The sequence below is a fragment of the Sphingomonas sp. LY54 genome (assembly GCF_035594035.1).
Taxonomy (GTDB): domain Bacteria; phylum Pseudomonadota; class Alphaproteobacteria; order Sphingomonadales; family Sphingomonadaceae; genus Allosphingosinicella.
Genome location: NZ_CP141588.1, coordinates 1094882 through 1108383, shown reverse-complemented (window position 1 = coordinate 1108383; position 13502 = coordinate 1094882). Strand labels below are relative to the sequence as shown.

Here is a 13502-nt window from a genome sequence, read left to right as displayed (position 1 = left end):
TCGGGCTTTGTCCCTAACATGCGCCCGATGGCAACGATCGCACCCGGGCCCGTGGGCACCGTCGCCGAAGCGCTGAAGCTCGGCGCCAAGCTGCTCGGGCAGGACCCGAAGGCGGCCGCGCTGCAGGCGCGCGAGATATTGCGGGTGGATCCGGTCAGTGCCGATGCCTGGCGGCTGCTCGGCGCGGCGCTGCGCCGGACGAGCGAGCATGACGAAGCCGAGCGCGCCGAGATGGAGGCGATCTCCGCCTCGGTCCATGATCCGCAATTGATGGTGGCGGCGCAGGCGCTGGTCGACAACCGTCTGGCCGAGGCCGAACAGGCGCTGCGGCCGCGGCTCAAGGCCAAGCCGACCGATGTCGCCGCGATCCGGATGATGGCCGAACTTGCAGCCCGGCTCGGCCGGCTGACCGACGCCGAGAATCTGCTGCGGCGCGCGCTCGAGCTCGCGCCCGGCTTCGGGGCCGCGCGGTCGCAGCTCGCGACGGTGCTTTATCGCCAGAACCGTCCGGCCGAGGCAGTCGCCGTGCTCGACGCGCTTCTGGCGCGCGATCCCGACAATGTGATGCACCAGAATTTGAAAGCCGCCGCTTTGGGCCGGCTCGGCGGCTATGACGAGGCGATCGCGCTCTATGAAGCGGTGCTGGCGCGCTTCGCCGACCAGCCCAAGGTGTGGATGAGCTATGGCCATGTCCTGAAGACGGTGGGGCGCCAGCAGAACAGCGTCGCTGCCTATCGCCGTGCCATCGCGCTGGCGCCGACGCTCGGCGAAGTGTGGTGGAGCCTCGCCAACCTGAAGACGGTGCGTTTCGACGAGGCCGACATCGCCGCCATGGCCGGAGCGCTGGAGCGGCCGGACCTTGGCGAGGATGACCGTTTCCACCTCCACTTCGCGCTCGGCAAGGCGTGGGAGGATGCCGGCGAGGCGGAGCGGTCGTTCGGCCATTATGCCGAGGGCAATCGCCTGCGCCGCGCGATGATCGATTACGATCCGGACGCGGTGACCGACGCCGTCGAACGGTCCGAACGGCTGTTCACGCCGGCTTTCTTCGCCGCCCGCGCCGATCATGGTTCGCCGGCGCCGGACCCGATCTTCATTCTCGGCATGCCGCGGGCCGGGTCGACCTTGATCGAGCAGATTCTCGCCAGTCATCCGCTGGTGGAGGGCACGATGGAGCTGCCCGACATCGGCGCGATGGCGAAGCGGCTCGGCGGACGGTGGACGAAGCGCGAGGCGAGCCTCTATCCGGAATGCCTGGCGGAGCTGGACGCCGCGGCCTGCGCGGAGCTTGGCGCGGAATATCTCGAGCGAACGCGCGTCCAGCGCAAGACCGACAAGCCCTTCTTCATCGACAAGATGCCCAACAATTGGGCGCATGTCGGCTTCATCCAGCTGATCCTGCCCAATGCGAGGATCATCGATGCGCGGCGCCACCCGCTCGCCTGCTGCTTCTCCAACTTCAAGCAGCATTTCGCGCGCGGGCAGGGCTTCAGCTACGACCAGGTCGAGCTCGGCAGATATTATGCCGATTATGTGCGGCTGCTCCGCCATTTCGATGCCGTCCTGCCCGGACGTGTCCACCGCCTGTTCCACGAGGCCCTGATCGACGATCCCGAGGGCGAGGTGCGGCGGCTGCTCGACCATCTCGGACTTCCGTTCGATCCCGCCTGCCTGCGCTTCCACGAAAATGAGCGGGCGGTGCGCACGGCGAGCTCCGAACAGGTCCGTCGCCCGATCAACCGCGAGGGGCTGGACCAGTGGAAGCCGTTCGCGCCGTGGCTCGGCCCGATGAAGGACGCGCTGGGCCAAGTGCTGGACCTGTATCCGCAAGTCCCGGACGCGGCGGGTGGTCGTGGCAATTAGACAACAGTCCAATCTTCAATGAAGCCGCCATTGATACGCTTGTACAATAGGATTTGACGTCGTTTCGAAAGCGGCACAGTCTCCCTTGATCGGGCTACCTGAGGGGGCGGTGCATGCAGATGTCGTCTGTGGAATCGGGTCGGAACACGTTGCGCGCTTTCGGCATGGCGCTGTTCGCTTCGACGATGTTGTGCACGAGCGGCGCTGCGCTCGCCCAGGGCCAGGGTACCGGTGACGCTTCGGGCGCGGACGACCAGGCCGATACCCGCCGGGCGCGCACCGAGAATTACGATACCGATATCATCGTCACCGCGCAGAAGCGCGAGGAGAGCCTGCAGAACGTGCCGATCGCGATCACCGCGATCGGGACCGAGCGGCTCGACGAGCTGCAGGTCACCGATTTCGACGATTATGCCCGCTACGTACCGAGCGTCTCCTACCAGACCGCGGGCCCGGGCTTCTCCAACGTCTATTTCCGCGGCGTCGCCAGCGGTGAGAATGCGAACCATTCGACCTCGCTCCCCAGCGTCGGCACCTATCTCGACGAGCAGCCGATCACGACGATCACCGGGGCGCTCGACATCCACGTGTTCGACATCGCCCGCGTCGAGGCGCTGGCGGGGCCGCAGGGCACCCTCTACGGCGCGTCCAGCCAGGCCGGCACGATCCGCATCATCACCAACAAGCCCGATACGAGCGGCTTCTACGGCGAGGCCAATGTCGAGGCGAACTCGGTCGCGCACGGCGGCATCGGCTATATCGGCGAGGCGTTCGTCAACGTGCCGATTTCCAGCAACGTCGCGGCCCGCGTCGTCGGCTGGTACAAGAAAGACGCCGGCTATATCGACAATATCCCCGGCACGCTCGTCTTCCCGAGCCTGGAGGCCGAGCAGGGCACGGCCGCGGCGACCTTCACCAACGCCGCCCTCGTCGAGGACGATTATAACGACGTCGAGACCTATGGCGGCCGCGCCGCGCTCAAGATCGACCTCAACGACAATTGGACGATCCTGCCCCAGATCATGGGCCAGAAGCAGGTCAGCCACGGCTCGTTCGCGCAGGAATCGGGGCTCGGCGAACTCCAGGTCCAGCAGTTCAACCCCGAGCGTTCGAACGATCGCTGGGTGCAGGGCGCGCTGACCATCGAGGGCAAGATCGGCAGCTTCGACATGACCTATGCCGGGGCCTATCTGAACCGCAAGGTCGACGGCGAGACCGACTATGTCGACTATGCCTATTTCTACGACGCGCTGGCCGGCTACGGCGCCTATTTCTACGACAATGCCGGTGCCCTGGTGAACCCGAACCAGTATATCCAGTTCGCCGACCGCTACACGAAACAGAGCCACGAACTGCGCTTCTCGTCGCCCGCGGACCTGCCCGTGCGGCTGATCACCGGGCTGTTCTACCAGCGGCAGAAGCACAATATCGAACAAAACTACATCATCGACAATATCGCCGACGCGATCACGGTGCCGGGCACCGAGAGCAATATCTGGCTGACCAAGCAGATCCGAGTCGACCGCGATTATGCCCTGTTCGGCGAGATCACCGCGGACATGACCAGCAAGCTCAGCCTCACGCTCGGCGCGCGCGTCTACAAGTACAAGAATTCGCTGGTCGGCTTTTTCGGCTACAGTTCCGGCTTCAGCAGCGGTACCGGGGTCGCCGCCTGCAACGGCGCGCCGCCGGTGGTGTCCGGCTCGCCCTGCACCAACCTCAACAAGACGACGTCGGACACCGACTTCATCCACCGCATCAACCTCACCTACAAGGTGACCGACGACGCCCTGGTCTACGGCACCGTCTCGCGCGGCTTCCGCCCGGGCGGCATCAACCGGCGCGGCACGCTGCCGCCCTATGGGGCCGACTTCATCGACAATTACGAAATCGGCATGAAGACGAGTTGGTGGGACAATCGGATCCGGCTCAACGCCGCAGTCTACCAGCTCGACTGGACCGACATCCAATTGTCGTTCCTCGGCGCCAACGGCCTCTCCGAAGTCCGCAACGCCGGCAACGCCCGCATCCGCGGCGCCGAGTTCGATCTCTATGTCCGGCCCGCGCGCGGCCTCAGCATCAGCGCGGGCGCGGCCTATAACGACGCCAAGATCACCAAGGATTTCTGCAAGATCGCCAATCAGCAATTCGATTGCACGATAAATGCGGATCTCAATGGGGATGGCGTGATCGACATCGATCCGGATCCCGCCGTCTTTACCAACGAGGAAAACGAGTTGCTCGCCCCGGCCGGCACGCGGCTGCCGACCACGTCGAAGTTCAAGGCCAATATCCTCGCGCGCTACGAGTTTCCCTTGGGCAGCGGCGGCCTGCAGGGCCACGTCCAGGGCGGTCTCGTCCACGAAGGCCGTCGCCTCAGCGATCTTCGCCTCGTCGAGCGCGACATCATCGGCGACCTCAAATCCTACAATACGGTCGACATGAGTGCGGGCATTACGAACAACGTCTGGACCGCCACCCTGTTCGTGCGGAACCTGTTTGACGTGAACGGTGCGGTCGGCAATGGCATCCAGTGCGTCGAGACCGTGTGTGGCGACCCGGACGGCGTCACCGCCATCGGACCGAAGATTTATACCTATGTCACCCAACCCCGCACGATCGGACTCAAAGTCGGCACAAAGTTCTGATCGTGTGACGGAGGCGGAGCGCGGGACGGCATCGTCCCGCCGCGTCCTGGGCTTCTGGATGTGCCTGGCGCTGGTCATGGGCAACATGATCGGGTCCGGCGTCTACTTGCTGCCTGCCAGCCTGGCGCCCTACGGCTGGAATGCGCTGTTCGGGTGGGTGTTCACCGTCGGCGGCGCGCTCTGCCTGGCTTATGTGTTCGCGGCGCTGGCCCGGGCGCTGCCCCGAGCCGGCGGCGCCTATGGTTTCGTGCGCGAAGGCTTCGGCCCGTTCCCCGCCTTCGTCGTCGGCCTTACCTACTGGTTCTCGGTGTGGATCGCCAATGCCGCCATCTCCATCGCGGCGGTCAGCTATTTGAGCCTGTTCGCGCCGGGGATTACGGCCATATCGGGCCTGCCTGCCATGCTGGCGGTCGGACTCGTCTGGGCGGTGACCTTCATCAATCTGTTCGGCGCGCGCTCGGCGGGTGGGTTCCAGGTGGTGACGATGGTGCTGAAGCTGCTGCCGCTCGTCGCGGTGATCGTCATCCTCGCCTTGTTGGCGGGGGGCGTCGGCGAAGCGGAAGTGACGCCCTTCCGCGCCTCCGATATTTCAGGCTCGGCGATCACCGCCACCGCGGCGCTCACCTTGTGGGCGATGCTCGGTTTTGAATCGGCGTCTATCCCGCAGGGCAAGGTGGACCGACCGGACGTCACCATTCCGCGTGCGACGATGGTGGGCACCCTGCTCGTCGGGATCATCTATATCCTGACCTGCTCGGCCATCACCCTGATGCTGCCGGCCGACCAGATCGCGCAATCCAACGCTCCCTTCGCCGATTTCATCGAGCGTTACTGGGGGCACGGCCCTGCCCTGCTGATCGCGCTCTTCGCCGCGGTGAGCGCGATCGGAGCGCTGAACGGCTGGGTTCTGATCCAGGGCGAGCTGCCGCTGGCGATGGCGCGGTCCGGCACCTTTCCGCGCTGGTTCGGCGTGACCGACCGCAACGATACGCCGACGCGCAGCCTGATCGTGTCGAGCGCGCTGGTGAGCATCCTCATCCTGATGAACTACAGCCGCTCGATGGCGGACCTGTTCACCTTCATGGCGCTGCTGTCGACGGCGGCGACCTTGGTCCTCTATCTCGCCTGCGCCGCCGCCAGCCTGCGGCTGACGCTGCGCGGCGAGATGCCGCGCTCGACGCCGTTCCTCATCATCGCCGGTGTCGGCCTCGTCTATGCGCTGTGGACCTTCTACGGCGCGGGTCTGGAAGCGACGGGCTGGATCTTCGTCCTGCTGGCGCTCGGCGCGCCGCTCTATTTCTTGACGCCACGCTCAGCCGCGCCGCAACAGCCGGCCGAATAAGCTGCGGTCGGCCAGGATCTCGCGCGCGGCATTGTGGCCGGGCGCACCGGTCACGCCGCCGCCGGGATGGGTGCCCGCACCGCACATGTAGAGCCCCTTTACCGGTCCGCGATAGGCGCCGTTGCCGAGCACGGGCCGCGCCGACCAGAGCTGATCTAGCGTCATGTTGCCATGCATGATGTCGCCACTGACGAGGCCGAACTTGCGCTCCAGGTCGAGCGGCGAAAGGATCATGCGGCCGAGCACCGAGGCCTTGAAGCCCGGCGCATAGGTTTCGACCGTGTCGATGATCGTGTCGGCCGCCGCGTCGCGATTCGTGTCCCAGTCGAGTTCGGGGTCGAATTGCTGGCAGAACAGGCTGGCGACATGTTGGCCGGGAGGGGCGAGGCCGTCGTCGATCGTCGACGGGATAAGCATCTCGACGATCGGCTTCTTCGACCAGCCGTGCCGCTTCGCGTCGGTGAAGGCCTCGTCCATATAATCGAGCGTCGGCGCGATGATGATGCCCGACTGGTGATGCTCGCCCGGCTCGGGAAGGGCGGTGAAGCGCGGCAGCTCGGACAAAGCGACGTTCATCCGGAACGTGCCCGATCCCGCCTTGAACGTCTTTATGCGACGCGTGAAGTCGGCGCCGAGATCGGCCGGGTCCATCATCCGTTCGTACAGCAATTTGGGGCCGACATTGGCGATGATTGTGTCGGCGGCGATCTCCTCGCCACTCTCCAGCCGCACGCCCGCAGCCTTGCCCCCGTCGACCAGCACGCGGGCCACGGGCGCGTCGAGGCTGATCTCGACCCCGGCGGCCGCGCACACCCGCGCCATGGCCTGGGTGATCGCGCCCATGCCGCCGACGCTGTGGCCCCAGGCGCCCTTCTTGCCGTTCACCTCGCCGAACACGTGGTGGAGGAGGACATAGGCCGAGCCCGGCGTGTCCGGGCTGGCATAATTGCCGACCACGGCGTCGAAGCCGAACGCGGCCTTCACCGCTTCGCTTTCGAACCAGCTGTCGAGGAAGGTGCGGGCGCTCTTCACGAACAGGTCGAGCACGTCGCGCTGCTGCTCGAGCGGCATCTTGGCCAGCCGTCGCCCCTGGCGCGCGCCGTCGATCAACGTCTTGAGGCCGTCGCCGATATTGGGCGGGCTCTGCAGCGCGAGATCGCGCAGCACTTCGGCGACATTCTCGAGCGCGTCGTAATAAGCTGGAAGCGCCTCCGCGTCGCGCGCGGAGAAGCGGCGGAACTCGGCTTGGGTCCGCTCCAGCCCGCCGCCAAGCTTCAGATAGCCGCCATCTTCCTGCGGCAGGAAGTTGGAGATCGGCCGCTCGATCACCTTGTAGCCCTGGTCGACCAGCTTCATGTCGCGGATGACCTTGGGCTGCAGCAGGCTGACCGTGTAGCTCGCCACCGAATTGCGGAAGCCGGGATGGAATTCCTCCGTGACGGCAGCGCCGCCGACCACGCCGCGCCGCTCGACGATGCGCACCTTGAGCCCCGCACGGGCGAGATAGAAGGCGCAGACGAGGCCGTTATGGCCCGCACCGATGATGATCGCGTCATATTTCCTAGTCATTCTCGTTCCTCGTCATTCCCGCGTAAGCCGGAATCCCGCTTTTCCCAATGCCCGCAGCTCAAAAGAAGCGGGATCCCCGCCTTCGCGGGGATGACGGCTAGGTCACGGAGGCCACCGCGTTGCGCAGGCTCCAGCCGGGCGCAGGGGGGTGGTGGAGGCGGGATTCGGGGATCAGGCTGCGCATCTTGCGGCAGAAGCTCTTCAGGCAGACCTCCTGGTCGCTGAGCGGCCCGACCGTGAAGCTTTCCGAGTTCATGCCGGCCTGGACGCGGGCGATCAGCACGGTGTCCTCGGCATTGACCTGGCGGTTAATCCGCCAGTTCAGATAACGCGCCGCCTTCATCTCGCGGCGGTCATCCGGCAGCGCATAGCTAATCTCGCGGATCAGGGTCTCGGTTGGCGAGACCGGCAGGAACTGCATGAAATCGACCTGGTCCGGATAGATGTCGAAGGCAACGTTCGGCCACAGCTTGAAATAGAGCCACAGGCGCTGCGCCTCGGGGGGCAGGTGAGGGACGGGCGGCAGCAGTTTCTGATAGGCGCGTTCGGACAAATTGGCCGACGGCCGATCCACCAGCGCGCCCCACATGCGGTCGACATTCTCCTCGGCCTCGACGCCGTAGCCGCGCCCGAACAGGCGGGTGAGGCCGGGATGGGCGATGGGTATGTGGAGCCCGTCCGAGTAATTGTCGGCGACATTCTTCCAATTGACCGGCCGCGGCCGCATCGTCACCCGGCCGAGCGCCTGCATCTCCTCGAAGCGATAGGGGGCGATCCGCTCCTCATAGGGCGCCATCATCTCCCATACGGCCGGCCCGCCGCTCTTCAGCCGGACGAAGATGAAGCCGCGCCACACCTCCATCTCGACCGGGACCAGGCCGTGGTCGGCCATGTCGAAATCGGGATATTCGCTCTTGTCTGGAACGCCGGCGAGGCGGCCGTCCAGATCGTAAGTCCAGGCGTGATAGGGGCAGACCAGTTTCTTCGTGCAGCCGGAAGAGCCGTCGACGATCCGCGATCCGCGGTGGCGGCAGACGTTGGTGAAGGCGCGGACGATCGCGTCCTTGCCGCGGACGACGATGATGCTTTCGCCGAGAAATTCGAGCGTGTGCCAGTCGCCGGCCTGCGGCACGTCGCTCAAGTGGCAGACCACCTGCCAGCTCGGCCGCATCACGCGTTCGGCCTCGACGCGGTGGAATTCCGGATCGCGATAGATCCAGGCCGGCAGGCTCCAGCCTTCGTCCGGATCGACGTTGCTGCCATGGGCAAGGACCGGGGACTGGGACATGGCTGCAACTCCGAGATGTTATACAAGCGTATAATGGTTGTCCGGGGCTGGCAATGTCGTTCGTTCCGGGGCAGCAAAGACGAATGAACAGAGTGGCTTCCCGCGAACCGGCCGATATCAGGCGGCAATCGCTGATCGATGCGGCGGCCGACTGCCTCGCGGAGCGCGGCGCATCGGGCACGTCGGTCCGGGCGATCTGCGCCAAAGCCGGCGTATCGCCGGGTCTTCTCCGCCATTATTTCGACGGCATCGACGCGCTGATCGCGGAGACGTACCGCGGAGTGGTGGCGCGCGTTTCGGCGACGCTCGACGAGGCCGCTGGGCAGGCCGGCGACGATCCGCGGGCGCGGCTGGTCGCGTTCGTGACTGCCTCGTTCCGTCCGCCGATCGCGGATCCGCGCCTGCTGGCGACCTGGCTCGCTTTCTGGAGCCTGGTGAAGACTGACGCCGCAATCGCCGCGATCCACAGCGAGACCTATGGCGACTATCGACGCCAGCTCGAAGGGCTGCTCGTCGGCACCGGCCTTTCGGCAGCCGAGGCGGGGCCGGTTGCGATCGCGCTCACGGCCCTGGTCGACGGCCTGTGGCTCGAGCTCTCGCTCGATCCCTCGACCTTCACGGCCGAACAGGCCTCTGCGATGGTCACGCGCTGGCTCGACACCTTGCTCGAGCGGCCGCACTTTCGCTGAAATTCAGCGCCCGAGATCGGTCAGTAGCGAGCGCCAATGGTCGAGCGCCGGGGCGATGCTGGCGACCGGCACCCGCTCGTCCAGTCCGTGGGCCAGCATGTCGGTCGGCTTCATGAACAGGCCGGAGACGCCGTAGCTGGGGATGCCCAGCGCGCGGAAATGGAGGCTGTCGGTCGCGCCCGCTTCCATCGTGGGGATGATCGGCAGGCCGGGCGCCCGTGCGTGCACGGCCTTGTCGATTGCCTTCATCACGTCGTCGCGGAGCGGGGAGGCGTCGCTGTAATTGACCTCGCCCTTGGTCGTGATCTTCGCATCGGGATCGGCGACGATTTCGGCCAGCTTGGCCTGCACCGTCTCGGGCTTTACGCCCGGGAAGATGCGGCAGTTGATGTTGGCGGTCGCGCGCTGCGGCAGTGCGTTCTCGGCGTGGCCGGCATTGACCATCGTGGCGACGCAGGTGGTGCGGACCTGGCCGATATATTCGGGGTCCTGCGAGATGCGGTCGGCGGCCTCGGTGTCGGCCGGATCGGCGGCGAAGCGCGCCATCGCCGCGCCGATCTCGCCGCCGACGAGCTTGCTCTGCGCCTTCAATGCTGCGCGGGTGATGGGGCTCGCCTGCGGCGGGAATTTGTAGGCGCCGACGTGGTCGAGCGCCTTGGCGAGCCGGTAGATCGGGTTGTTCTTGCCGGGACGGCTCGAATGGCCGCCGGGATCGGTGAACTCGACGACGAAGTCGGCATAGGTCTTCTCGGCCGCCTGCAGGCTGTAATAAAGCGGCTTGCCGTCGTCGCCGAGCGCGCCGCCGCCGCCGTCGCCGTTCAGAACGATTTCGGCGTCCTTGAACCGCTGCGCGAGGAGTTGGGTCGTCGCCATCTCGGTCTCCTCGTCGCCGGTGAAGGTGAGGATGATATCGCGGCCGGGGCGAAAGCCCTCGCGCTTCAACTGGGCGATCGTGGCGGTGATCATCGCCACGTCGAACTTGTTGTCTGTCGCGCCGCGGCCGAAAATGTAGCCATTCTCCTCGATGGCGGTGAACGGGTCGCGCTTCCAGTCGGCGGCCCTGGCTTCCACCACGTCCATGTGAACGAGCAGAAGGATCGGCTTCCTGGCGGGGTCGGCGCCGCGGTAGCGCGCGGTCAAGGTCGCGGTATCGCCGACGGGCGTGACCTCGATGTCGCCGGCCGGGAAGCCGGCATCCTTCAGGACCGAGGCGAGATAGTCGGCATAGGCCTCGGTCTGGCCCTGGCCCTTGACGGTGCGGAAGCCGATCGAGCGCTTCAATATGTCCTTGGCCTGGTCGGCCTGGGGCGCGGGCGCGGACACAGCGGGAGAGGCGATGGCGGCGGCCAGGACGAACAAGGCCACAGAACCGAAACGGCGTGCACGCATCGTGAGCTTCCTCCCGCTTGACACTGCACTGTCTGCAATCGATCCCTGCGCGACGCAATGACACTTCTTCGGCTCATCACCTGCGGTTCCGTCGACGACGGCAAGTCGACCCTGATCGGGCGGCTGCTGCACGAATGCGGGTCGATCCGCGACGACGAGCTGGAGGGCCTGCGCACCAAGGCGAACGGCGTCGACTATGCGTTGCTGTTCGACGGCCTGGAAGCCGAGCGCGAGCAGGGCATCACGATCGACGTCGCATATCGCCGCTTCGAGACGGCGCGGCGGGCGTTCGTGCTGATCGATGCGCCGGGGCACGAGCAATATACGCGCAACATGGCGACCGGGGCCTCGCGCGCCGACCTCGCCATCGTGCTGGTCGACGCGCGCAAGGGCGTGCTGACCCAGACGCGGCGCCACGCCCATGTCGCGCGGCTGCTGGGCGTCCGCCGCTTCGTCGTCGCGGTCAACAAGATGGACCTGGTCGGCTGGGACGAGGCCGTGTTCGACGCGATCCGCGCCGATTTCTTGGAGTTTGCCGGGCGGGTCGGGATCGACGATGCGCTGTTCATCCCGATCTCGGCGCTGCATGCCGACAATCTTGCCAAGCCGTCGCCGGCCGCGCCCTGGTATGTCGGGCCGCCCTTGCTCCGCCATCTCGAGGAGGTCGCGCTCGACGACGGCGGGCAGCGACCGTTTCGCATGCCCGTCCAGCTCGTCACCCGCGTCGGCCCGGAGAGCCGCGGCTATGCCGGCACGATCGTCGGCGGCAGCGTGCGTATTGGCGACCGGCTGTGCGTCCTTCCCTCGGGGCGCAAGGTCACGGTCGACCGGATCGTGACGATGGACGGCGATCTTTCCGAGGCCGTGGCCGGCCAGTCGGTCACGCTCAGCTTCGAGGACCATGTCGATTGCTCGCGTGGTGACGTGCTTGCTGCTGAGCGCGATCCGCCCCAGGGCGCCGACCAGTTCGAGGCGACTTTGATCTGGATGGGCGAGGAGGCTTTGCTGCCCGGCCGCCAATATGCGCTGAAGCTCGCCACCCAGAATGTGCTCGCGACCGTTCAGACGCCCAAATACCGGATCAATGCCGACACGCAGGAGCAGCTGGCCGCCAAGGTGCTGGAGCTCAACGACATCGGCGTCGCCAATCTGTGGACGGCGCGCCCGATCGTGTTCGAGCCCTATGAGACGAGCCGGGAGCTGGGCGGCTTCATCCTGATCGACCGCCTGACCAACGCGACCGTCGCGGCCGGGCTGATCCATCATGCGCTGCGCCGGTCGGTCAACGTCCACGAACAGATACTCGACGTGACCCCCGAGAGTCGCGCCGCGATCAAGGGACAGGCGCCGAAACTGCTCTGGTTCACCGGCCTCAGCGGCGCCGGCAAGTCGACCATCGCCAATCTCGTCGAGCAGAAGCTGCACCTCCGCGGCCGTCACACCTTCCTGCTCGACGGCGACAATCTCCGCCTCGGGCTCAACAAGGATCTGGGCTTCACCGACGCTGACCGGATCGAGAATATCCGCCGCGCCGGCGAGAGCGCGCGGCTGATGCTCGACGCGGGCCTGATCGTGCTCTGCGCCTTCATCAGCCCGTTCCGGGCCGAACGGCGCATGGTACGGGAGATGCTGCCGGCCGGCGACTTCATCGAGATCTTTGTCGACACGCCGCTGGCCGAGGCGGAGCGGCGCGACGTGAAGGGCCTCTACAAAAAGGCGCGGGCGGGCCGGCTGCGCAACTTTACCGGCATCGACTCGCCCTATGAAGAACCAGAACGGTCGGAACTGCGCATCGACACGGCGACGCTGAGCGCGGAGGACGCGGCCGACCTGATCGTCGCCTATCTGGAATCATAGCGATCATCGCCCAGACAGCGTTTGACGAATATCGATAAAGAGATTATCGTTTATCGATATTGAGAATCGTTGGAGGCACGCGATGTCCCGCTCTTATTCTGCCGCTTTGCCGATCGCCTATGTGCTGCTGCGCATCCTGATCGTCCTCAATTGGCTGTTGGGCCTCGCAATCCTCGCTTTGCTGGTCGTCATGCCTAACGAGGCGTGGATCATGTCGGCCTTCAAGATGACGCCGTCGCCCGAAGCGGATCGGGTCATCATGGGGCTGCGTGCGGTGGCGCTGATCGGCCTCGTTACGATCCCGCTCAACCATGCGGTGCTGAAGCGCCTGGTCGCGATGGCGGAGACGGTGCGCGCCGGCGACCCGTTCGTTGCCGCCAATGCCTACCGCCTGCAGGCGATCGCCTGGATATTGCTCGCGCTCCAGCTGCTCGGCATGATCATCGGTGCGATCGGCGAGGCGGTCTCCTCGCCTGCGCATCCGGTCGATCTGGACGCGGGGTTCTCGATCAACGGCTGGCTCGCCGTCCTGCTGACCTTCGTGCTGGCGCGCGTGTTCGCGGAAGGCACGGTCATGCGCGAAGACCTCGAGGCGACGGTGTGACATGGCGATCGCCGTCAAGCTCGACGATCTGTTGCACAACCGGCGGATGACGCTGACCGACCTTGCCGACCGCGTCGGGATCACGATCGTCAACCTTTCGATCCTCAAGACCGGCAAGGCGCGCGCGATCCGCTTTTCGACGCTGGAGGCGATCTGCGCCGCGCTGGACTGCCAGCCCGGAGACATCCTCGAGTTCCTGCCCGACGTGGAGGGCGACGCGGTCGAGGCCTGACACCGCGATATTCCTGCCTTG

Annotated in this window: 10 protein-coding genes; 7 read left to right on the top strand and 3 right to left on the bottom strand. The window is 66.0% G+C overall.

Going from position 1 to position 13502, the window contains the following annotated elements:
- Nucleotides 1-27 precede the first annotated feature (27 nt).
- The 3 genes from SH591_RS05650 (at nt 28) to SH591_RS05640 (ending at nt 5853) form a co-directional block, all read left to right on the top strand.
- On the top strand, nt 28-1863 hold the full coding sequence (locus SH591_RS05650) for a tetratricopeptide repeat-containing sulfotransferase family protein (protein WP_324750893.1): 1836 nt from the start codon (nt 28-30) through the stop codon (nt 1861-1863).
- 113 nt (nt 1864-1976) lie between these two features.
- The gene (locus SH591_RS05645) at nt 1977-4511 is read left to right on the top strand and encodes a TonB-dependent receptor (RefSeq protein ID WP_324750892.1); all 2535 of its coding nucleotides are present in this window, start codon (nt 1977-1979) and stop codon (nt 4509-4511) included.
- 4 nt (nt 4512-4515) lie between these two features.
- The gene (locus tag SH591_RS05640) at nt 4516-5853 is read left to right on the top strand and encodes an amino acid permease (RefSeq protein WP_324750891.1); all 1338 of its coding nucleotides are present in this window, start codon (nt 4516-4518) and stop codon (nt 5851-5853) included.
- On the opposite strand, the gene SH591_RS05635 is transcribed toward SH591_RS05640, so the two are convergent.
- Complete coding sequence (locus tag SH591_RS05635; protein ID WP_324750890.1) at nt 5824-7422, bottom strand: phytoene desaturase family protein; 1599 nt, start codon at nt 7420-7422, stop codon at nt 5824-5826. The genes SH591_RS05640 and SH591_RS05635 overlap by 30 nt on opposite strands.
- Before the next feature lie 97 nt (nt 7423-7519).
- On the bottom strand, nt 7520-8710 hold the full coding sequence (locus SH591_RS05630) for an aromatic ring-hydroxylating oxygenase subunit alpha (RefSeq protein WP_324750889.1): 1191 nt from the start codon (nt 8708-8710) through the stop codon (nt 7520-7522).
- 83 nt (nt 8711-8793) lie between these two features.
- Here SH591_RS05630 and betI point away from each other — a divergent pair, with 83 nt between their 5' ends.
- The gene (betI, locus tag SH591_RS05625; protein ID WP_322831951.1) at nt 8794-9399 is read left to right on the top strand and encodes a transcriptional regulator BetI; all 606 of its coding nucleotides are present in this window, start codon (nt 8794-8796) and stop codon (nt 9397-9399) included.
- A gap of 3 nt (nt 9400-9402) precedes the next feature.
- Here betI and SH591_RS05620 read toward each other — a convergent pair whose 3' ends face one another.
- Nucleotides 9403-10788 (bottom strand): M20/M25/M40 family metallo-hydrolase, encoded by a 1386-nt coding sequence (locus SH591_RS05620; RefSeq protein WP_324750888.1) that lies wholly within the window; start codon nt 10786-10788, stop codon nt 9403-9405.
- Nucleotides 10789-10845: 57 nt separating this feature from the next.
- Between SH591_RS05620 and cysC the strand changes: the two genes are divergently transcribed.
- From cysC to SH591_RS05605, 3 genes are all read left to right on the top strand, one after another.
- The gene (cysC, locus tag SH591_RS05615; protein ID WP_324750887.1) at nt 10846-12645 is read left to right on the top strand and encodes an adenylyl-sulfate kinase; all 1800 of its coding nucleotides are present in this window, start codon (nt 10846-10848) and stop codon (nt 12643-12645) included.
- 82 nt (nt 12646-12727) lie between these two features.
- Nucleotides 12728-13249, top strand: a complete 522-nt coding sequence (locus tag SH591_RS05610) for a DUF2975 domain-containing protein (protein WP_324750886.1) — start codon at nt 12728-12730, stop codon at nt 13247-13249.
- Nucleotide 13250: 1 nt separating this feature from the next.
- Nucleotides 13251-13481, top strand: coding sequence for a helix-turn-helix domain-containing protein (locus tag SH591_RS05605; RefSeq protein ID WP_324750885.1), 231 nt, complete (start codon nt 13251-13253; stop codon nt 13479-13481).
- The last annotated feature ends 21 nt before the right edge of the window (nt 13482-13502 follow it).

Coding starts and splice junctions, on each gene's coding strand:
- SH591_RS05650 (WP_324750893.1), top strand. CDS start 28: ATGGCAACGATCGCACCCGGGCCCGTGGGCACCGTCGCCGAAGCGCTG.
- SH591_RS05645 (WP_324750892.1), top strand. CDS start 1,977: ATGCAGATGTCGTCTGTGGAATCGGGTCGGAACACGTTGCGCGCTTTC.
- SH591_RS05635 (WP_324750890.1), bottom strand. CDS start 7,422: ATGACTAGGAAATATGACGCGATCATCATCGGTGCGGGCCATAACGGC.
- SH591_RS05630 (WP_324750889.1), bottom strand. CDS start 8,710: ATGTCCCAGTCCCCGGTCCTTGCCCATGGCAGCAACGTCGATCCGGAC.
- betI (WP_322831951.1), top strand. CDS start 8,794: ATGAACAGAGTGGCTTCCCGCGAACCGGCCGATATCAGGCGGCAATCG.
- SH591_RS05620 (WP_324750888.1), bottom strand. CDS start 10,788: ATGCGTGCACGCCGTTTCGGTTCTGTGGCCTTGTTCGTCCTGGCCGCC.
- cysC (WP_324750887.1), top strand. CDS start 10,846: ATGACACTTCTTCGGCTCATCACCTGCGGTTCCGTCGACGACGGCAAG.
- SH591_RS05610 (WP_324750886.1), top strand. CDS start 12,728: ATGTCCCGCTCTTATTCTGCCGCTTTGCCGATCGCCTATGTGCTGCTG.
- SH591_RS05605 (WP_324750885.1), top strand. CDS start 13,251: ATGGCGATCGCCGTCAAGCTCGACGATCTGTTGCACAACCGGCGGATG.